Genomic DNA, 18,756 nt, shown 5'->3' with positions numbered 1-18,756 from the left:
GGGGGTCCTTTAAATCAGCGGGCGTTCGCGTCACCGCACCTGCGACAATCGAGCCATGACCACCACGCTCAAGTCGAAGCTGCACGACGACCTCAACGCCGCGATCAAGGAGCGTGACGAGCTCCGCTCCTCCACGCTCCGGCTGACGCTCGCCGCGATCACCAAGGAGGAGGTCGCGGGCAAGGCGAAGCGCGAGCTCTCCGACGACGAGGTCCAGAAGGTGATCACCAAGGAGGCCAAGAAGCGCCGCGAGGCGGCGGAGGCCTTCGCGCAGGGTGGTCGTGCCGAGCAGGCCGAGCGGGAGAAGGCGGAGGGCGAGGTGCTCGCCGCGTACCTGCCGAAGCAGCTGTCCGACGAGGAGCTGGACGCGATCGTGGCGCAGGCCGTCGGGGAGGCCAGGGCCGCCGGTGCCGAGGGGCCGCGGGCCATGGGCGCCGTGATGAAGATCGTGAACCCGAAGGTGGCCGGTCAGGCCGAGGGCGGCCGGGTCGCCGCCGCGGTCAAGAAGCTGCTGGCGGGCTGACCGCCACGCCGGTGGATCCGGCAGAGGTACGACGGCGGGGCCGCACCCTCGGTCAGAGGGTGCGGCCCCGCCGCATTGCCGCGTTGCCCGGTGGGTCAGCCTCGCCCGCCGTTCCCGTTACCCCGGGTCCCCCCGTTGCTCTGCCCCTGGATGAAGCCGTCCGGGAAGGAGAAGGTGGGCGTCGGGAAGCCGTTGTTGTCGCCGGTCGTACCGCCGATGAGCCCGCCGATGGCGCCACCGGTGTTGTCCCCGTTGCCGCCGTTCCCGTTTCCGTTCCCGTGCCCGTTGCCCTTGCCGTCGCCCTTGTCCTTGTTGTCGTCCGGGATGTCGACGAGGTTGAAGTCGGGGGCGTCCTTGCCGGCCAGCGCGCCGTCCATGGCGTCGCGCCAGATCGGGCCGGGGACCCGGCCGCCGTAGACGAGGTCGTTGTACCGGCCGCCGATGGTGATGTTGACCATCTTCACGTTCTGCTTGGCGCTGCCGACCCAGACCGCACCGGCCAGGTTGGGGGTGTAGCCGACGAACCAGGCGTTCTTCCGCTCGTCCGTCGTACCCGTCTTGCCCGCGCTCTCGCGGTCGCTCAGTCCGGCCTGCTGGCCCGTACCGGAGTCGATCACGCCGCGCAGCAGGGTGTTGACCGTGTCGGCGGTCTTCTCGCTCATCGCGCGCGAGCAGGTCGACTTCGGCACCTGGAGCGACTTCTGCTCGTCACCGACCTTCTGGGTGATCGACTCGATGGCGATCGGCGTGCAGTACATGCCCCGGTCGGCGAAGGTGGCGTACGCGCTGGCCATCGTCAGCGGGGAGAGGCCGATCGCGCCGAGGGCGATGGAGGGGTTCTCGGGGAGCTTGTCGCCGTTGCCCTGCACCACGTGCAGGCCGTCGGTCATCTTCATCACCGGGCACAGGCCGATGTCGGAGATGAGCTGCACGAAGTAGGTGTTGACGGACTTCGCCATCGCCTCCTTCATGCGGTACGGGCCCTTCTCGGACTCGCTCTCGTTCTCCACGGTGTACGAGCGGTCGTTGACCCACGGCTTGCTGCTACAGGTCTGCACGGGGCTCGGGTAGTTCATCTTGTACGGCGCCGAGTACGGCTGCGTCGGGGGCTTGCCGCCCTCGATGGCGGCGGCGGCCACGAACGGCTTGAAGGTCGAGCCGGTCGGGAAGCCGAAGTTCGAGCCGCCCATGTCGTGGTTGACGGAGTAGTTGTACTCGGTCTCGTCCTTGCCGTAGCCGTACGGCTTCGACTGGCCCATCGCCAGGATCTTGCCGGTGCCGGGCTCCACCAGGGTGGAGGCGGCGGCGACCCGGTCGGACTTGTAGACGTGCTCCTTGAGGGAGGTCTGCACCGACTCCTGGGCCTGCGGCTCGAGTGTCGTACGGATCGTCAGGCCGCCCTTGTTCCACAGCTTGGCGCGCGCCTCGCGGGTCTTGCCGAAGGTCGGGTCGGTGAGGAAGACGTTCTCGACGTACTTGCAGAAGAACGCCGCCCCCTTGGAGGCGGTGATGCAGCCGTTCTTCGGCCGGCTGACGTGCAGCCCGAGCGGGGCCTTCCTGGCCTTGTCCGCCTCCGCGCCGGAGATGTCGCCGACCTGAGCCATACGGGTGAGCACGGTGTTGCGCCGCTTGGTGGCCTCGGCCTCGTCGTTGACCGGGTCGTACCGGCTCGGGGACTGCACGATGCCGGCCAGCAGCGCCGACTCCTGGAGGTTCAGGTCCTTGGCGTGCTTGGAGAAGTAGCGCTGCGAGGCCGCCTCGATGCCGTAGGCCTGCTCGCCGAAGAAGGTGATGTTCAGGTAGTTCTCGAGGATCTTCTTCTTGCCGAGCTTGTCCTCGAGCTGGATCGCGTACTTCAGCTCGCGGATCTTGCGGCCCAGCGTCTGCTGGGTGGCCTGCGCGACCTTCGTCGGGTCGTCGCCGGCCTCCTCGATGAAGTAGTTCTTCACCAGCTGCTGGGTGAGCGTGGAGGCGCCCTGGGCGACCCCGCCGCTCTGCGCGTTCTTGTTCAGGGCGCGCAGGACGCCCTTCAGGTCGATCGCGCCGTGCTGGTAGTAGCGGGAGTCCTCGATCGCGACGATCGCCTTCTGCATGTACGGCGAGATGTCCTTGAGGTCCACCACCGTACGGTCCCGGGAGTACACCGAGGCGATCTTGTGGCCCGCGCTGTCCAGGATCGCGGTGCGCTGACTGAGCTGCGGGCTCTTGAGGTTGGCGGGGATCTCGTCGAAGCCCTGCACCGTACCCTTGGCCGCGAGACCGAGCGCACCGGCCGCGGGCAGCGCGATACCGGCCATCACGGCTCCCGCGAGCACACTGACACCGAGGAACTTGGCGGCCTGCTGCGTCGCCGACAGACCACCGCCCGAGCGCTTCTTTGGCATGAGGGCAGCCTACGTTCTCATTCGCCGGACACGCGTGAAGGCCTTGGCCTAAGCTGCTCTCAACTGTCACAGCAGTGAGGCCACGTATCAATACGTCCCGCGACCCCGAATCGTTCCGGATGTAGTCGAATTTTTTGTGGGCGGCGTGTCCGAATCCGCCTCGTGTGTCACCTGGCGCCCGTTGTGACGCACCACAGCTGTACCGGTTTGCCGGGATGATCACGCATGTCGCCAGCTCACTCCCGCGGGTGATCTGCCGCTTACCCATAGTCCGTTCGGGCCATTCAAGATTGGGCCCGAAGGGGGTGTTGCGCTGTGCCCACCTTCCGTAACGTCCTCAACTGGCGGCGGTGAATATGCCGCAAGCCGCCGTGGGGGAGCCTCGATTCGGGAGAGGACGGCGCCGGTATGGGCTGGGTAACCGACTGGAGTGCGCAGGCTGCCTGCCGCACTACCGATCCGGATGAACTGTTCGTTCAGGGAGCAGCGCAGAACAGGGCCAAGGCGGTGTGCACCGGATGTCCGGTACGCACCGAATGCCTGGCCGACGCGCTGGACAACCGCGTCGAGTTCGGCGTGTGGGGAGGCATGACGGAGCGCGAGCGCCGCGCACTGCTGCGCAGGCGGCCCACCGTGACCTCCTGGCGCAGGCTCCTGGAGACCGCGCGCCTGGAGTACGAGCGGGGGGTCGGAATCGTGCCCCTCGACAGCGACGAGGTGTACGAGAACTACGCGGCCGTCAGCTGACCGCGGAGGTCGGCTGACAGGGGCCTAGGAAAGCCGCAGGGCCTAGGAAAGCTCGGGCCGGCCGGCAGCGAGCCGGTCGCCGATGTTCCGCAGCCCCGTGAGGTCGTGCACGTCGCCTGGCAGCGCGGCCACTTCCACCACCGCCACCTCGGGGTGGAGCGCGGTGAAGCGGTCACGTGTGCGCTGCTCGCGGGAGAGCAACCGCATGCGCTCGGCGTGCAGCCTCAGCAGGCCCGCGGCGAGCCGGTCGACGGGGGATTCCGCCGTGGGGGATTCCGCTGTGGACGCCTCCGCCGTGGGAGATTCGGACGCGGTCGGCTCCGACGCGGATGATTCTGAACTGCCGTACGTGTCGGGAGAGTTACGAAGTCCAGCTTTCCCGTCCCCCTGATCCACAATGCGGGGCTCTTCAAGATTTTCCGCGGCGGCGAGCGCACGCTCGGCCGACAACCGGTCGGCGCCGCTGCCGTGGACCCGGTTGAGCACCAGCCCGACCAGCGGCATGTCCTCCGCGGCCAGCCGCTCGACGAAGTACGCGGCCTCGCGCAGCGCGTCCCGCTCCGGGGCCGCCACCACCAGGAACGCCGTGCCGGGCGCCTGAAGCAGCTTGTACGTGGCGTCCGCGCGCGTACGGAAGCCACCGAAGGTGGTGTCCATCGCCGCCACGAACGTCTGGACGTCCTTCAGCAGCTGACCGCCCAGCAGCTTGCCCAGCGTGCCGGTCATCATCGACATGCCGACGTTGAGGAAGGCCATCCCCGCGCGCCCGCCCAGCTTCGCGGGGGCCGTCAGCAGCCGGATCAGCCGGCCGTCCAGGAAGGAGCCGAGCCGCTTGGGGGCGTCCAGGAAGTCCAGGGCGGAGCGCGACGGAGGCGTGTCGACGATGATGAGGTCCCACTCGTCCTTCGCCCGAAGCTGCCCCAGCTTCTCCATCGCCATGTACTCCTGCGTGCCCGCGAAGCCCGCCGAGAGCGACTGGTAGAAGGGGTTGGACAGGATCGCGGCCGCCCGCTGGGGATCGGCGTGCGCCTCGACGACCTCGTCGAAGGTGCGCTTCATGTCGAGCATCATGGCGTGCAGTTCGCCGTCGTTCTCGGTGCCCTTCACCCGGCGCGGCACGTTGTCCAGCGAGTCGATGCCCATGGACTGGGCCAGCCTGCGCGCCGGGTCGATGGTGAGGACGACCACCTTGCGGCCCCGCTCGGCGGCCCTGAGCCCGAGCGCCGCCGCGGTCGTGGTCTTGCCCACCCCGCCCGAGCCGCAGCACACCACGATCCGGGTCCCGGGGTCGTCGAGCAGCGGATCGACGTCGAGCACGCGCGCGGGGGAGAGCCGGTGGCGTGCGGTGTCCTGCGCCTGGGTCGGGTCCGGAGTCATGACATCCCCTGATTCCGCAGCTCGTGGGCGAGTTGGTACAGGCCCGCCAGGTCCATGCCCTCGGCGAGCAGCGGCAGCTCGTGCAGCGGCAGGCCCAGCTCGCCCAGGACCGCGCGCTGCTCCTGCTCCAGCGCGTACCGCTCGGCGTACTCCTCGGCCTGCTCCAGCAGCGGGTCCACCAGCCGCTCGGCGACCCCGCCGCGGCGCGCCCCGCCCAGCCCGGCGGCGGACAGCGACCGGGCGACGGCGGTGTGCTCCACGGTCCGTACGAGTTCCAGGTCCTCCGCGTCCAGCACCTCGGGCCGGACCATGTTCACCACGACCCGGCCCACCGGCAGCCGGGCCGCGCGCAGTTCCGCGATCCCGTCCGCGGTCTCCTGCACGGGCATCTCCTCGAGGAGCGTCACCAGGTGAACGGCCGTCTCGGGCGACTTCAGGACGCGCATCACGGCCTGGGCCTGATTGTGTATCGGGCCGATCTTGGCGAGCCCGGCGACCTCGTCGTTGACGTTGAGGAAGCGGGTGATGCGTCCGGTCGGCGGCGCGTCCATGATCACGTAGTCGTACGCGAACCGTCCGCTTCTGTCCTTGCGCCGGACCGCCTCGCACGCCTTGCCGGTGAGCAGGACGTCCCGCACGCCCGGCGCGACGGTGGTGGCGAAGTCGATGGCGCCGAGTTTCTTGAGAGCCCTGCCCGCGCTGCCGAGCTTGTAGAACATCTGGAGGTAGTCCAGAAGGGCCAGTTCGGGGTCTATGGCGAGGGCGAACACCTCCCCGCCCCCGGGAGCCACCGCGATCTTCCGTTCCTCGTAGGGCAGCGCCTCCGTCTCGAAGAGCTGTGCGATGCCCTGCCGACCCTCGACCTCGACGAGAAGCGTCCGCTTCCCCTCCGTGGCCAGGGCCAGCGCGAGTGCGGCGGCGACCGTCGTCTTTCCGGTCCCGCCCTTGCCGCTGACGACCTGGAGCCTGCTCACGTCTTCGAGCCTAACCAGTCCGCCCGCGGGCTACGCGGGAGGCTGTGGATAACAGAGGCTACAGTCGGCCACATGACCAAGTGGGAATACGCAACCGTGCCTCTGCTCGTCCATGCCACGAAGCAGATTCTGGACACCTGGGGCGAGGACGGCTGGGAGCTCGTCCAGGTCGTGCCCGGGCCGAACAACCCCGAGCAGCTCGTCGCCTACATGAAGCGGGAGAAGCAGTGATGGGCGCCGTCGAGGACCGGCTGGCCGAACTCGGTCTGACCCTGCCGGAGGTCGTGCCGCCGCTGGCCGCGTACCAGCCCGCCGTGCAGTCCGGACCCTACGTCTACACCTCCGGTCAGCTGCCGATGGTGGAGGGCAAGCTTCCGGTCACCGGCAAGGTGGGCCTGGAGGTCACCGCGGAGGAGGCCAAGGAGCTGGCCCGCACCTGCGCGCTGAACGCGCTGGCCGCCGTGAAGTCCGTCGCCGGCGACCTGGACCGCATCGCGCGCGTGGTGAAGGTCGTGGGCTTCGTCGCCTCGGCCGCCGACTTCACCGGCCAGCCGGGTGTCGTCAACGGCGCCAGCGAGCTGCTCGGCGAGGTCCTCGGCGACAAGGGCGTGCACGCGCGCAGCGCGGTCGGTGTCGCCGTGCTGCCGCTGGACGCGCCGGTGGAGGTCGAGGTCCAGGTGGAGCTCCTGCCGTCGACCCCGTGGAGCTCCTCCCCCGGCGACTCCGCGGGACTCCTGCCGTAACGGGTGCGGAGTAGTCCCTGGTCCCGGGCGCCTCTCGAACATTCGAGCACCACGGGATAGCCTCCGGCCATGGCGAATGGGCAGTGGTATCCCCCGGAGTGGCCCGAACGCATCCGTGCGCACGCGGAGGGCACCCTCACACCGGTGCTTCCGCGCCGCGCGGCCACGGTGATGCTCCTGAAGGACGCCGGCAACGGCCCGATCGTCCACATGCTGCGCAGACGCGCCTCCATGGCTTTCGCCGGAGGCGCGTACGCGTATCCCGGCGGCGGGGTCGACCCGCGCGACGACGACCGCGACATCCGCTGGGCGGGCCCCACGCGCGCGTGGTGGGCCGACCGGCTGGGCGTCGACGAGACCGGTGCCCAGGCGATCGTCTGCGCGGCCGTCCGGGAGACGTACGAGGAGGCGGGCGTCCTGCTCGCCGGTCCCACACCCGAGTCGGTCGTCGGTGACACCACCGGCGCCGACTGGGAGACGGACCGCGCCGCCCTGGTCGCCCGGGAGCTGTCCTTCGCGGAGTTCCTGGACCGCCGCGGCCTGGTGCTGCGCTCCGACCTGCTGGGCGCCTGGGCCCGCTGGATCACCCCCGAGTTCGAGAGCCGCCGCTACGACACCTGGTTCTTCGTGGCCGCCCTGCCCGAGGGCCAGCGCACCCGCAACGCCTCCACGGAGGCCGACCGCACGGTGTGGATCCGGCCGGGGGACGCGGCGGCCCGCTACGACAAGGGCGAGCTGCTGATGATGCCGCCCACCATCGCCACGCTGCGCGAGCTGTCCCCGTACGGCACCGCCGCCGCGGCCCTCGCCGCCGCACCCGCGCGCGACCTGGCCCCCGTACTGGCCCGGGCCCGCCTGGTGGACGGCGAGATCGTCCTGTCCTGGCCCGGCCACGACGAGTTCACCAAGCACATCCCGACACCCCCGACACTCCCGACGCCCGGTGGAGGCCCCGTATGACGGACGCAGCAGCCCTGCCCGGCCAGCCCCGCGGCGGAGTCCTGGCCGGGCCCGCCACGGAACGTGCCGTCAACGTCCTCGCGCCCAACGCCTCCGCGATGACCCTGGACGGCACGAACACCTGGATCGTCTCCGAGCCCGGCTCCGAGCTGGCCGCGGTCGTCGACCCGGGGCCCCTGGACGACGGTCATCTGCGCGCGGTCGTCGACGCGGCCGAGAAGGCCGGCAAACGCGTCGCCCTCACCCTGCTCACCCACGGCCACCCCGACCACGCCGAGGGCGCGGGGCGCTTCGCCGAACTCACCGGCACGCGCGTGCGTGCCCTGGACCCGGCGCTGCGGCTCGGCGACGAGGGCCTGGCCGCCGGTGACGTGATCACGGTCGGTGACCTCGAGCTGAGGGTCGTACCGACCCCGGGGCACACCGCGGACTCCCTGTGCTTCCATCTCCCGGCCGACCGTGCCGTCCTCACCGGCGACACGATCCTCGGACGCGGCACGACCGTCGTGGCGCATCCCGACGGCCGGCTGGGCGACTATCTGGACTCGTTGCGGCGGCTGAGGTCCCTGACGGTCGACGACGGCGTCCACACGGTCCTCCCGGGCCACGGCCCGGTCCTGGAGGACGCCCAGGGCGCCGTGGAGTTCTACCTGGCCCACCGCGCCCACCGCCTCGCCCAGGTGGAGACGGCCGTCGAGGACGGCTACCGCACCCCCGGCCAGGTCGTCGCCCACGTCTACGCCGACGTGGACCGCACCCTGTGGCCGGCGGCGGAACTGTCGGTACGGGCCCAGCTGGACTACCTGAGCGAGCACGGGCTCATCTAGGGCCCGTCCTCGGGGCGCGGGGCCTTCACCCCGTGCACGCGTGCGTACTCCTCGGCCAGCCAGGGCCCCAGGTCGTCGACGTACGACCGCAGGACGTCCGGGTCGCCGACCGGCTCGTGGCCGTACTCCGCCGCCGTGCGCAGCTGTCCGGCGCGCCCCGGGTAGTACGCGCCGAACACCTCGGCCATCTCGCGGAGATCGCTGGTCCAGCCGTTCCAGCGGGGCATGACCAGGGTGAAGCCGGTGCGGACGAGGTGCCGGGACATGAAGCGCACCAGGGGCCGCCGGGCCTCCTCGCTGCCGGCCGCGCCCGCGATCCGCTCACGCCAGCGCGGCAGCAACCGGGCCAGGTCGCCGTTGGTCTCGCGGGCCAGCAGGGAATCGGGCCGGTAGCGGGGCAGGAACGCCGCGAGGTCGTCGCCGAGCAGCGGGGTGCACAGGCAGGCGACGAACCACCCCAGGTCGTACCTCTCCAGGTCGCTGAGCAGCCGGGCCCGGCCGAACAGCAGGGTCCCGACGCCGTCGATCTGCGGGAACTCCTTGTCGAGCGCCTCACCGACTGCGCGTGCCGCCTGCCGGTCCGCGTCGGCCGGCTCCTGGCGCAGGGCGAGCAGCAGATCGAGATCGCTGCGCCCCACGCGCGCGGTGCCGCGCGGAATCGACCCGTAAAGGTACGCGCTGTCCAGGCGGGCCCCGAAGGCGTCCAGGAGCCGCTCGCGGGCGGCTGCCACGACGGGGCGGAAGGCGTGCGGGACGCGCGCGAGCGAGCCTTCACGCGCGATGTGGCCCCGGTCGTCGAGACCCTTCGGGGGAGCCGGTTCGGTCATGCGCCCACTGTGCCCGGCGGATACGCGCCGGGCAGCCCGTTTTCCGCGCGGGCCGCGTGGCTACCGCGAGCGCTTCGCGAGCCGCTCCACGTCGAGCAGGATCACCGCCCGCGCCTCCAGGCGCAGCCATCCCCGCTGGGCGAAGTCCGCCAGCGCCTTGTTCACGGTCTCGCGCGAGGCGCCGACGAGCTGGGCCAGCTCCTCCTGCGTGAGGTCGTGGACGACGTGGATGCCCTCCTCCGACTGCACGCCGAAGCGGCGGGAGAGGTCCAGCAGGGCACGGGCGACGCGCCCGGGGACGTCGGAGAAGACCAGGTCGGACATCGCGTCGTTGGTCTTGCGCAGACGGCGTGCGACGGCGCGCAGCAGGGCGCCGGCCACCTCGGGACGCACGTTCAGCCAGGGCTGGAGGTCGCCGTGGCCGAGGCCCAGCAGCTTGACCTCGGTCAGCGCGGTCGCGGTCGCCGTGCGCGGGCCCGGGTCGAACAGCGACAGCTCGCCGATGAGCTCGCCGGGACCGACCACCGCCAGCATGTTCTCGCGGCCGTCGGGAGAGGTCCGGTGGAGCTTGACCTTGCCCTCGGTGACGACGTACAGCCGGTCACCGGGGTCGCCCTCGTGGAACAGCGAGTCACCGCGCGCGAGGGTCACCTCACTCATCGAGGCGCGGAGCTCCGCGGCCTGCTCGTCGTCGAGCGCCGCGAAGAGCGGGTTGCGCCGCAGAACGTCGTCCACGAATTCTCCCTTGTCGACCTGCTCAGGGGATCTTGCTCCCCCATGTGCCAGGGGACCGTGTTCCCCATTTTGCCGGACGATCCAAACAGTGTGATCTGTCACAAGGATGCCGCACAGGTGTCCCGAGGTAAGCGGGTGGGGTCCAATCGGGGGCTGATCTTCCGGGTCCGGGGCGGATGTCGGTGCCGGGCTTTAGGCTGGCCGGGTGTCCAAATCGCCGGTGAGAGCACAGGCCAAGGGGGCTGGGCGGGTGGTTGTACGTCGTGATTCCGCTGTGGGTGAACAGGATCCCGGCCGCGGTAATAAAACAGTCAAAACAGCTAAAAAGGTACCGGCGGACGAGTCGCGCACCGCTCTCGTCCGCAGGGCCCGGCGCATCAACCGCGAGCTCGCGGAGGTCTATCCGTACGCCCATCCGGAACTCGACTTCGAGAACCCCTTCCAGCTCGTGGTCGCCACGGTCCTGTCCGCCCAGACCACCGACCTGCGGGTCAACCAGACCACGCCCGCGCTCTTCGCCAAGTACCCCACGCCCGAGGACCTGGCCGGCGCGAACCCGGAGGAGGTCGAGGAGATCCTCCGCCCGTGCGGTTTCTTCCGGGCCAAGACCAAGTCGGTCATAGGGCTGTCCAAGGCCCTGACCGAGCAGTTCGGCGGCGAGGTCCCCGGGAGGCTGGAGGACCTGGTCAAACTGCCCGGCGTCGGCCGCAAGACCGCCTTCGTCGTCCTCGGCAACGCCTTCGGGCGGCCCGGCATCACCGTGGACACGCACTTCCAGCGGCTGGTGCGGCGCTGGAAGTGGACCGGGGCGAGCGACCCCGACAAGATCGAGGCCGAGGTCGGCGCGCTCTTCCCCAAGAGCGACTGGACGGACCTCTCGCACCACGTGATCTGGCACGGCCGCCGCATCTGCCACGCCCGCAAGCCCGCCTGCGGCGCCTGCCCCATCGCCCCGCTCTGCCCGGCGTACGGCGAGGGCGAGACCGACCCCGAGAAGGCCAAGAAGCTCCTGAAGTACGAGAAGGGCGGCTTCCCCGGCCAGCGCCTGAAGCCCCCGCAGGCCTACCTCGACGCGGGCGGCCGCCCGGCGCCGCCGCTGGGGGCCGTATGACGGAACGATCTCGAGGCACCCGGGCGTTGAAGAGGGCAGAACGGGGGTGGCGATGACGCACGCGAGCAATACCCAGGGCGGCGCGGTGACGCTCAGCAAGGTGGACCTGCCGGCCTGGCTGGACCCGGTGGTGCGGGCCGCGGAGACGGTCGAGCCGGTACAGCTCAGCCGCTTCCTGCCGCCCGAGGACGGCGCGGGCCGCCAGTCCGCGGTGCTGATCCTGTTCGGCGACGGCGACGGCGACGGCAGCAGCGACGGCGACGGCGGGCGGGGTCCCGAGCTGCTGCTGATGGAGCGCGCGAGCTCGCTGCGCTCCCACGCCGGGCAGCCCTCCTTCCCCGGCGGCGCCCTCGACCCCGAGGACGGCGACCCGAAGGGCGACGGGCCGCTGCGGGCCGCTCTCCGCGAGGCCGAGGAGGAGACCGGTCTCGACCCCTCGGGGGTGCAGCTGTTCGGCGTGCTGCCCAAGCTCTACATCCCGGTCAGCGGCTTCGTCGTCACCCCGGTGCTCGGCTGGTGGCGCGAGCCCAGTCCGGTGGGCGTCGTCGACCCGAACGAGACCGCCCGTGTCTTCACGGTCCCCGTGGTGGATCTCACGGACCCCGACAACCGCGCCACGGCCGTTCACCCCAGCGGTCACCGAGGTCCGGCATTCCTGGTCGAATCGGCACTCGTCTGGGGATTCACCGCCGGGATCATCGACCGTCTGCTTCACTACGCGGGCTGGGAGCGCCCGTGGGACCGGGAGAAGCAGGTCCCGCTCGACTGGCGGTCATGACAGGGTGATCCCCGTGAATGTGCTGGACATCCTGTTGCTGGTCGCCGCCGTGTGGTTCGCGATCGTCGGCTACCGCCAGGGCTTCGTCGTCGGCATCCTGTCGGTGATCGGCTTCCTCGGCGGCGGTCTCGTGGCCGTCTACACGCTGCCCGTCGTCTGGGACGCCCTGACCGACAACGCGGAGGTCAGCACGACCGCCGCCGTCGTCGCCGTGGTGGTCGTGATCGTCTGCGCCTCCATCGGCCAGGCCCTGACCACCCACCTCGGCAACAAACTGCGCCGGTACATCACCTGGTCCCCGGCCCGTGCCCTGGACGCCACCGGCGGGGCCTTGGTCAACGTGGTCGCGATGCTCCTCGTGGCATGGCTGATCGGTTCCGCCCTCGCGGGCACCACGCTGCCGACGCTGGGCAAGGAGGTCCGCAACTCCAAGGTGCTCCTCGGCGTCTCCCAGGCGCTGCCCTCCCAGGCCGACACCTGGTTCGCGGACTTCTCCTCCGTCCTCGCGCAGAACGGCTTCCCGCAGGTCTTCAGCCCCTTCGCCAACGAGCCGATCACCGACGTACAGCCCCCCGACCCGGCCCTGGCGGGCAGCGTGGTCGCCGCGCACGCCCAGCGGTCCGTCGTCAAGGTCATGGGCACCGCCCAGAGCTGCGGCAAGGTCCTGGAGGGCAGCGGCTTCGTGTTCGCCGACCGCCGCGTGATGACCAACGCGCACGTGGTCGGCGGCGTCGACGAGCCGACCGTGCAGATAGGCGGAGAGGGCCGCAAGTACGACGCGAAGGTCGTCCTCTACGACTGGCACCGCGACATCGCCGTCCTCGACGTCCCGGACCTGAAGGCACGCCCCCTCGGCTTCTCCGCGAAGGACGCGGCGAGCGACGACGGCGCGATCGTCGCGGGCTTCCCGCAGAACGGGTCCTACGACGTCCGTGCCGCGCGCGTACGCGGACGCATCACGGCCAACGGCCCGGACATCTACCACCGCGGCACCGTCCGCCGTGACGTCTACTCGCTCTACGCGACCGTCCGCCAGGGCAACTCCGGCGGCCCGCTGCTCACGCCCGAGGGCAAGGTGTACGGCGTGGTCTTCGCGAAGTCACTCGACGACGCCAACACCGGCTACGCGCTCACCGCGGACGAGATCCAGCAGGACATCGACCAGGGTCGTACCGCGAACCAGCAGGTGGGCACCGACAGCTGCGCTCTCTAGGGCGGCGACGGGCGCCGACGCGGCCCAGCCGCAGGGGCTCAGCCGCGTTGGCTCAGCCGCGGGGGTGACGCAGGCGTACCGAGACCCAGCGGGCCCGGCGGCGCAGGATGCGCGGAATTCCCACCCGGAGGTCCGTGCCCTGCATCTGCGGAGCGCCTCCCCGGTGCGAGCCCAGGCCGGTGGCCGAGCGTCGGTTGCGGGGTGCGTCACTGTAGTCGTGCGTCCAGCCCATACCCGGACGTGTGCCCCCGCCTCAAGGTCGATAACCGCCTCGGAGCCCCTCAATTGGCCTATGCGCTGGGCATGTGGCCGTTCGTGGAACAGGTGTTCAGGTCCGGATACCGGGCGCATTGGCGCGGTCACCGATCCGGCCCGGTGGCCTTTCGGCCAGTCGGACCGGAGCCGGGGCGCGCATGCGTCAGCGGTCCGGCTCCGGATCCTTCAGCCAGTTGATGAGCTCCGAGGAGAAGGCCACCGGGTCCTCCTCGTGCGGGAAGTGCCCGAGCCCGTCGAACAGCCGCCAGCGGTACGGGGCTTCGACGTACTCGCCCGAACCGGCCGCGCTCCGCGTGCGCATGACGGGATCGAGGGAGCCGTGCAGATGCAGCGTGGGCACCCGAACCGGCCGCTTCATACGGCGGTTGAACTGGATGCCGTCCGGGCGGGCCAGCGACCGGACCATCCAGCGGTACGGCTCGACCGAGCAGTGCGCGGTCGACGGGATGCACATGGCCCGGCGGTACGTCTCCACAGCCTCGTCGTCCGGCAGCCGCGGCCCGGACCAGTCCCGGATCAGCCGGCCCACCAGCGCCCCGTCGTCGGCGGTCAGCTGCCGTTCCGGGATCCACGGCCGCTGGAACCCCCAGATGTAGGAGCCGGCCACCGTCTGCCGGGCGTCCCGCAGCATCGCCGCGCGCCAGCGCCGCGGATGCGGCATGGACACCACCGCGAGCCGCCGCACCAGCTTGGGCCGCATCGCGGCGGCCGTCCACGCCAGGTAGCCGCCCAGGTCGTGGCCGACCAGCGCGGCGTCGGGCTCGCCGAGGGAGCGCACCACGCCGGTGATGTCGAGGGCGAGGTTGGCCGGGTCGTACCCGCGCGGGGTGCGGTCGCTGCCGCCCACGCCCCGCAGGTCCATCGCGACGGCGCGGAAGCCCGCGTCGGCGAGCGCGACGAGTTGGTGCCGCCATGTCCACCAGAACTGCGGGAAGCCGTGCAGCAGCAGCACCAGCGGGCCGTCGCCCAGCTCCGCGATGTGGAAGCGGGCGCCGTTGGCGGCGACGTCCCGGTGCGTCACCTCCCGGCCGCCGGGAACGTCCAGCCGTACGACCGAGAAAGGGTGTGCCGAAGCGCCGGGGTCCGTCATGACGACGAGCGTGCCACAGCCTCGATGGCCGCGGGGGACCGGTCCTCCAGGGCCGGCGTCTGGCGGGGGTGCGGCTTGGCCTTCTGGAGGACGCCCGCCGTCTCCTTCATGGACGCGGCGACCTTCTGCGGGCCCTTGCTCTTCTGCGCCTTCTTCGCGAAGAGCACGCCGATCAGCGCGAGAACGCCGGCGACGAGGACGTTGGCGGCGAAGGACAGCAGGAAGCAGACCGCCAGGTTCCAGCCGCTCCAGGTCCGGATGCCGTACGCGAGGGCGAAGTTGAGCATCGGCAGGGAGAACAGCAGCACCGCGCCGGCCACCGTGAAGGCGCCGCCACTGGTCGCGCCGCGCTTGACGTCCTGCTTCAGCTGGGCCTTGGCCAGCGCGATCTCGTCGTGCACCAGCGCCGACAATTCGGTCGTCGCCGAGGCGAACAGCTGGCCGATGCTGCGTTCGGCGCCGACCGGGCTGCCGTCGGGTGCGCTCATCGCGTTCTCCCTCTTCGTCTTTTTGTGCCGTCTCGTTTTGTACCGTCTCGTCAGATCATGCCGGACGGTCGCCTTCCTCGCCTGCCCTGCCCGGTACTTCGGCACTCGTGTGGCGTCCGGCGGCCGTCTTGGCGAGGTCCGCGGCGAGACGCCGGTGCTCGGCGGCCTTGCGCTCCAGGAGGTCCGCCATGCGCAGGTGGTAGGCCGGGTCGTCCTGCTCGTAGATGTCCGGGATGCCGTCGAGGTCCTCGTCCCGCTCCTCCTCCTCGCACAGCCTGCGGTACTTGGCGTTGCGCACCTTCAGCAGGGCCGTCGCGCAGACCGCCGCGATCAGCGACCCGGTCAGTACGGCGGCCTTCGCCTCGTCCGTCAGGACCGGGTCGCCCTCGAAGGCGAGCTCGCCGATGAGCAGCGAGACCGTGAAGCCGATGCCGGCGAGCGTCGCCACGGCGAAGACGTCGGCCCACGCGAGGTCGTCGCTGAGCGAGGCCCGGGTGAAGCGGGCGGTGAGCCAGGTGCCGCCGAAGACGCCGATCGTCTTGCCGACGACCAGCCCGAGCACCACACCGAGCGTCTCCGGCTTGGTGAACACGTCCGCGAGCGCCCCGCCGGAGACCACCACCCCGGCGCTGAACAGCGCGAACAGCGGCACGGCCAGCCCCGCCGACAGGGGGCGCAGGAGATGCTCGACACGCTCGGCGGGCGAGTGCCGCTCGCCCTCACGGGTGGTGCAGCGCAGCATCAGGCCCATGGCGACGCCCGCGATGGTGGCGTGGACGCCGCTGTTGTACATCAGCCCCCAGACGACCAGCGCGAGCGGCACGTACACGTACCAGCCGCGTACGCCCATGCGCAGCAGCAGCCAGAAGACGACGAGCCCGGCGACCGCGCCGGCGAGCGCGGCGAAGTCGATGCGCTCGGTGAAGAAGACCGCGATGATCAGGATCGCGAAGAGGTCGTCGACGACGGCCAGGGTGAGCAGGAAGGCGCGCAGGGCGCCGGGCAGCGCCGTGCCGATGACCGCGAGCACGGCGAGCGCGAAGGCGATGTCGGTGGCGGTGGGCACCGCCCAGCCGGCGAGCGAGCCGTCGCCGGTGATGTTGGTGAGGGTGTAGACGAGCGCCGGTACGGCCATGCCGCACAGCGCGGCGATCACGGGCAGCGCGGCGGCCTTCGGGTCCCGGAGGTCACCGACGACGAGCTCGCGTTTGAGCTCGATGCCGGCGACGAAGAAGAAGACCGCGAGCAGTCCGTCGGCCGCCCAGTGCGCCACGGAGAGGTTCAGCCCCAGGGTGGCGGGGCCGAGGCGGTGGTGGCTGACGCTCTCGTAGCTGTGGTGCAGCGCCGGGACGTTCGCCCAGAGCAGGGCCGCGACGGCGGCGACCAGCAGCAGCACGCCGCCGACGGTCTCGGTGCGCAGGGCGTCCGCGACGTGGGTCCGCTCGGGCAGGGAGAGCCGTCCCAGGACCTTGCGGGGGGCGGTGGTGCGGGGCGCGGGCACGGGGGTGACCTCCGGTCGGTGGGCAGGACGGAGCACATGCCGACCAGACTTCCCGGCGCACCTGTAGTGGACGTTTTTTGCTTATTTTACCTAACGTGCGCGAAAGCGGCACCCTGCGTGCGGTGAAAGGGGCACCCGGTGTGCGACGCCGGGTGCCTCTCGACAATCCTGCTCAGCCCTGCTCAGTCCTCGCTGGGCGCCGCCGGCAGCTTCGCCTGGATGAGGTTCATGACCGTGGCGTCGGTCAGCGTGGTGACGTCACCGAGCTGACGGTTCTCCGCGACGTCCCGCAGCAGGCGCCGCATGATCTTGCCGGAGCGGGTCTTCGGCAGCTCCGCCACCGGCAGGATCCGCTTCGGCTTGGCGATCGGGCCGAGCGTGTTGCCGACGTGGTCGCGCAGCGCGCCGACGAGCTTGTCGTCCTCGGACGCCGTGCCGCGCAGGATCACGAAGGCCACGATCGCCTGACCGGTGGTCTCGTCGACGGCGCCGACGACGGCCGCCTCGGCGACGGACGGGTGGGAGACGAGGGCGGACTCGACCTCGGTGGTGGAGATGTTGTGCCCGGAGACGAGCATCACGTCGTCCACCCGGCCGAGCAGCCAGATGTCCCCGTCGTCGTCCTTCTTCGCCCCGTCACCGGCGAAGTACTTGCCCTCGAACCGCGACCAGTACGTGTCGATGAACCGCTGGTCGTCGCCCCAGATGGTGCGCAGCATCGACGGCCACGGCTCGGTGAGCACCAGGTAGCCACCGCCGCCGTTCGGGACCTCGTTCGCCTCGTCGTCGACGACCGTCGCGGAGATACCGGGCAGCGGGGTCTGTGCGGAGCCGGGCTTGGCGGCGGTGACGCCGGGCAGCGGCGAGATCATCATCGCGCCGGTCTCGGTCTGCCACCAGGTGTCGACGACCGGAGTGCGGTCGTGGCCGATGTTCTTGCGGTACCAGATCCACGCCTCGGGGTTGATCGGCTCGCCGACGGAGCCGAGGACGCGGAGGGAGGAGAGGTCGAACTTCGCGGGGATGTCGTCGCCCCACTTCATGAACGTACGGATCGCGGTCGGCGCCGTGTACAGGATCGTCACCCCGTACTTCTGCACGATCTCCCAGAACCGGCCCTGGTGCGGGGTGTCGGGCGTGCCCTCGTACATCACCTGGGTCGCGCCGTTCGCCAGCGGCCCGTACACGATGTACGAGTGCCCGGTGACCCAGCCGACGTCGGCCGTGCACCAGTACACGTCCGTCTCCGGCTTGAGGTCGAACACCGCCCAGTGCGTGTACGCCGTCTGCGTCAGATAGCCGCCGGAGGTGTGCAGGATGCCCTTGGGCTTCCCCGTCGTGCCCGAGGTGTAGAGGATGAACAGCGGGTGCTCCGCCTCGAACGCCTCGGGCGTGTGCTCGGCGGACTGCCGTTCGACGATCTCGTGCCACCACACGTCCCGCTCGCCGTTCCAGGCGACCTCCTGGCCGGTGCGGCGGACCACGAGCACGTGCTCGACGTTGTCGACCTTGGCGATCGCCTCGTCCACGGCCGGCTTGAGCGCGGACGGCTTGCCGCGCCGGTATCCGCCGTCGGAGGTGATGACGACCTTGGCGTCGGCGTCCTGGATACGTGTCGCGAGCGCCTCCGCCGAGAAGCCGCCGAAGACGACCGAGTGCGCGGCGCCGATCCGGGCCGAGGCCAGCATCGCGATCGCGGTCTCCGGGATCATCGGCATGTAGATCGCGACCCGGTCGCCCTTCCGGACCCCCAGCTCCAGCAGGGCGTTCGCCGCCTTGGACACCTCGTCCTTCAGCTCGGCGTAGGTGATCGCGCGGCTGTCGCCGGGCTCGCCCTCGAAGTGGATGGCGACCCGGTCGCCGTGCCCCGCCTCCACATGCCGGTCCACGCAGTTGTAGGCGACGTTGAGACTGCCGTCCTTGAACCACTTGGCGAACGGCGGGTTCGACCAGTCCAGCGTCTCGGTGGGCTCGGTGGCCCAGGTCAGCCGGCGTGCCTGCTCGGCCCAGAAGCCGAGCCTGTCAGCCTTGGCCTGTTCATACGCCTCCGCCGTGACGTTGGCGTTCGCGGCCAGCTCGGCGGGCGGCGCGAACCTGCGCTCTTCCTTGAGCAGGTTGGCCAGGCTCTCGTTGCTCACGACATCTCCCAATCGCAGGGTGTCCGTTGTGTCCCAGGCCACAGCTCATCAGACCCGGGGGGCC

Annotated in this window: 19 protein-coding genes; 9 read left to right on the top strand and 10 right to left on the bottom strand. The window is 70.7% G+C overall.

Translation table 11 applies throughout. The features are described from left to right. The first annotated feature begins 55 nt into the window (after positions 1–55). Positions 56–523 carry a GatB/YqeY domain-containing protein gene (locus tag ABZ915_RS08540; protein WP_361797977.1) on the top strand — a complete coding sequence of 156 codons (468 nt, stop codon included), beginning with the start codon at positions 56–58 and terminating at the stop codon, positions 521–523. Between the two features lie 95 nt (positions 524–618). Here the strand turns inward: ABZ915_RS08540 and ABZ915_RS08535 are convergent, their stop codons facing one another. Further along, positions 619–2,907, bottom strand: coding sequence for a transglycosylase domain-containing protein (locus tag ABZ915_RS08535; protein WP_361797974.1), 2,289 nt, complete (start codon positions 2,905–2,907; stop codon positions 619–621). Positions 2,908–3,315: 408 nt separating this feature from the next. Here ABZ915_RS08535 and wblA point away from each other — a divergent pair, with 408 nt between their 5' ends. Further along, positions 3,316–3,654, top strand: a complete 339-nt coding sequence (gene wblA, locus ABZ915_RS08530) for a transcriptional regulator WblA (RefSeq protein WP_179851885.1) — start codon at positions 3,316–3,318, stop codon at positions 3,652–3,654. A gap of 42 nt (positions 3,655–3,696) precedes the next feature. On the opposite strand, the gene ABZ915_RS08525 is transcribed toward wblA, so the two are convergent. After that, positions 3,697–5,031 carry an ArsA family ATPase gene (locus ABZ915_RS08525; protein WP_361797971.1) on the bottom strand — a complete coding sequence of 445 codons (1,335 nt, stop codon included), beginning with the start codon at positions 5,029–5,031 and terminating at the stop codon, positions 3,697–3,699. Then, entirely contained in the window at positions 5,028–6,005 is a 978-nt protein-coding gene (locus tag ABZ915_RS08520; protein WP_361797968.1) for an ArsA-related P-loop ATPase, read from the bottom strand. Before ABZ915_RS08520 ends, ABZ915_RS08525 begins: the two co-directional genes overlap by 4 nt. A gap of 72 nt (positions 6,006–6,077) precedes the next feature. Here ABZ915_RS08520 and ABZ915_RS08515 point away from each other — a divergent pair, with 72 nt between their 5' ends. The 4 genes from ABZ915_RS08515 to ABZ915_RS08500 all read left to right on the top strand — a co-directional run bounded on the left by ABZ915_RS08515 (position 6,078) and on the right by ABZ915_RS08500 (position 8,535). Beyond that, on the top strand, positions 6,078–6,236 hold the full coding sequence (locus ABZ915_RS08515) for a DUF4177 domain-containing protein (RefSeq protein ID WP_132856578.1): 159 nt from the start codon (positions 6,078–6,080) through the stop codon (positions 6,234–6,236). Further along, a complete protein-coding gene (locus ABZ915_RS08510) occupies positions 6,236–6,748 on the top strand; it encodes a RidA family protein (protein WP_361797965.1) in 513 nt (170 codons plus the stop codon). Before ABZ915_RS08515 ends, ABZ915_RS08510 begins: the two co-directional genes overlap by 1 nt. Positions 6,749–6,817: 69 nt before the next feature. Beyond that, positions 6,818–7,708 (top strand): NUDIX hydrolase, encoded by an 891-nt coding sequence (locus tag ABZ915_RS08505; protein ID WP_361797962.1) that lies wholly within the window; start codon positions 6,818–6,820, stop codon positions 7,706–7,708. After that, complete coding sequence (locus ABZ915_RS08500) at positions 7,705–8,535, top strand: MBL fold metallo-hydrolase (RefSeq protein ID WP_361797959.1); 831 nt, start codon at positions 7,705–7,707, stop codon at positions 8,533–8,535. The genes ABZ915_RS08505 and ABZ915_RS08500 overlap by 4 nt, the downstream gene beginning before the upstream one ends. Here the strand turns inward: ABZ915_RS08500 and ABZ915_RS08495 are convergent. Together ABZ915_RS08495 and ABZ915_RS08490 are read right to left on the bottom strand one after the other, a co-directional pair. Then, positions 8,532–9,362 carry a nucleotidyltransferase domain-containing protein gene (locus tag ABZ915_RS08495; protein WP_361797957.1) on the bottom strand — a complete coding sequence of 277 codons (831 nt, stop codon included), beginning with the start codon at positions 9,360–9,362 and terminating at the stop codon, positions 8,532–8,534. The two genes, ABZ915_RS08500 and ABZ915_RS08495, sit on opposite strands and share 4 nt — an antisense overlap. A gap of 60 nt (positions 9,363–9,422) precedes the next feature. Continuing rightward, positions 9,423–10,097 (bottom strand): Crp/Fnr family transcriptional regulator, encoded by a 675-nt coding sequence (locus ABZ915_RS08490; protein ID WP_030734182.1) that lies wholly within the window; start codon positions 10,095–10,097, stop codon positions 9,423–9,425. A 274-nt stretch (positions 10,098–10,371) separates the two neighbouring features. On the opposite strand from ABZ915_RS08490, the gene nth reads away from it, so the two are divergent. Genes nth through ABZ915_RS08475 form a run of 3 tightly spaced genes read left to right on the top strand, consistent with a single transcriptional unit; the run spans position 10,372 to position 13,199 of the window. Beyond that, on the top strand, positions 10,372–11,208 hold the full coding sequence (gene nth, locus ABZ915_RS08485) for an endonuclease III (protein ID WP_361797953.1): 837 nt from the start codon (positions 10,372–10,374) through the stop codon (positions 11,206–11,208). 52 nt (positions 11,209–11,260) lie between these two features. Beyond that, the gene (locus tag ABZ915_RS08480) at positions 11,261–11,986 is read left to right on the top strand and encodes a CoA pyrophosphatase (protein ID WP_361797950.1); all 726 of its coding nucleotides are present in this window, start codon (positions 11,261–11,263) and stop codon (positions 11,984–11,986) included. 13 nt (positions 11,987–11,999) lie between these two features. After that, positions 12,000–13,199 (top strand): MarP family serine protease, encoded by a 1,200-nt coding sequence (locus ABZ915_RS08475; protein WP_361797947.1) that lies wholly within the window; start codon positions 12,000–12,002, stop codon positions 13,197–13,199. 52 nt (positions 13,200–13,251) lie between these two features. On the opposite strand, the gene ABZ915_RS08470 is transcribed toward ABZ915_RS08475, so the two are convergent. From ABZ915_RS08470 to acs, 5 genes are all read right to left on the bottom strand, one after another. Then, positions 13,252–13,431, bottom strand: coding sequence for a hypothetical protein (locus ABZ915_RS08470; protein ID WP_361797944.1), 180 nt, complete (start codon positions 13,429–13,431; stop codon positions 13,252–13,254). 186 nt (positions 13,432–13,617) lie between these two features. Then, a complete protein-coding gene (locus ABZ915_RS08465) occupies positions 13,618–14,565 on the bottom strand; it encodes an alpha/beta hydrolase (RefSeq protein ID WP_361797941.1) in 948 nt (315 codons plus the stop codon). Then, positions 14,562–15,053 carry a phage holin family protein gene (locus ABZ915_RS08460; protein ID WP_361797938.1) on the bottom strand — a complete coding sequence of 164 codons (492 nt, stop codon included), beginning with the start codon at positions 15,051–15,053 and terminating at the stop codon, positions 14,562–14,564. The genes ABZ915_RS08465 and ABZ915_RS08460 overlap by 4 nt, the downstream gene beginning before the upstream one ends. Before the next feature lie 55 nt (positions 15,054–15,108). Beyond that, on the bottom strand, positions 15,109–16,554 hold the full coding sequence (gene nhaA / locus ABZ915_RS08455) for a Na+/H+ antiporter NhaA (protein WP_361797935.1): 1,446 nt from the start codon (positions 16,552–16,554) through the stop codon (positions 15,109–15,111). 182 nt (positions 16,555–16,736) lie between these two features. Then, positions 16,737–18,692 carry an acetate--CoA ligase gene (gene acs / locus ABZ915_RS08450; protein WP_361797932.1) on the bottom strand — a complete coding sequence of 652 codons (1,956 nt, stop codon included), beginning with the start codon at positions 18,690–18,692 and terminating at the stop codon, positions 16,737–16,739. Positions 18,693–18,756: the final 64 nt, after the last annotated feature.

This window comes from Streptomyces sp. NPDC046915, from assembly GCF_040644935.1.
GTDB lineage: Bacteria > Actinomycetota > Actinomycetes > Streptomycetales > Streptomycetaceae > Streptomyces.
Note: the sequence above shows the minus strand (reverse complement) of the source record. Positions and strands in the feature narration are given on the sequence as shown.

Coding starts and splice junctions, on each gene's coding strand:
- ABZ915_RS08495 (WP_361797957.1), bottom strand. CDS start 9,362: ATGACCGAACCGGCTCCCCCGAAGGGTCTCGACGACCGGGGCCACATC.
- ABZ915_RS08505 (WP_361797962.1), top strand. CDS start 6,818: ATGGCGAATGGGCAGTGGTATCCCCCGGAGTGGCCCGAACGCATCCGT.
- ABZ915_RS08465 (WP_361797941.1), bottom strand. CDS start 14,565: ATGACGGACCCCGGCGCTTCGGCACACCCTTTCTCGGTCGTACGGCTG.
- ABZ915_RS08470 (WP_361797944.1), bottom strand. CDS start 13,431: ATGGGCTGGACGCACGACTACAGTGACGCACCCCGCAACCGACGCTCG.
- ABZ915_RS08515 (WP_132856578.1), top strand. CDS start 6,078: ATGACCAAGTGGGAATACGCAACCGTGCCTCTGCTCGTCCATGCCACG.
- ABZ915_RS08535 (WP_361797974.1), bottom strand. CDS start 2,907: ATGCCAAAGAAGCGCTCGGGCGGTGGTCTGTCGGCGACGCAGCAGGCC.
- ABZ915_RS08540 (WP_361797977.1), top strand. CDS start 56: ATGACCACCACGCTCAAGTCGAAGCTGCACGACGACCTCAACGCCGCG.
- ABZ915_RS08500 (WP_361797959.1), top strand. CDS start 7,705: ATGACGGACGCAGCAGCCCTGCCCGGCCAGCCCCGCGGCGGAGTCCTG.
- ABZ915_RS08460 (WP_361797938.1), bottom strand. CDS start 15,053: ATGAGCGCACCCGACGGCAGCCCGGTCGGCGCCGAACGCAGCATCGGC.
- wblA (WP_179851885.1), top strand. CDS start 3,316: ATGGGCTGGGTAACCGACTGGAGTGCGCAGGCTGCCTGCCGCACTACC.
- ABZ915_RS08525 (WP_361797971.1), bottom strand. CDS start 5,031: ATGACTCCGGACCCGACCCAGGCGCAGGACACCGCACGCCACCGGCTC.
- ABZ915_RS08510 (WP_361797965.1), top strand. CDS start 6,236: ATGGGCGCCGTCGAGGACCGGCTGGCCGAACTCGGTCTGACCCTGCCG.
- ABZ915_RS08480 (WP_361797950.1), top strand. CDS start 11,261: ATGACGCACGCGAGCAATACCCAGGGCGGCGCGGTGACGCTCAGCAAG.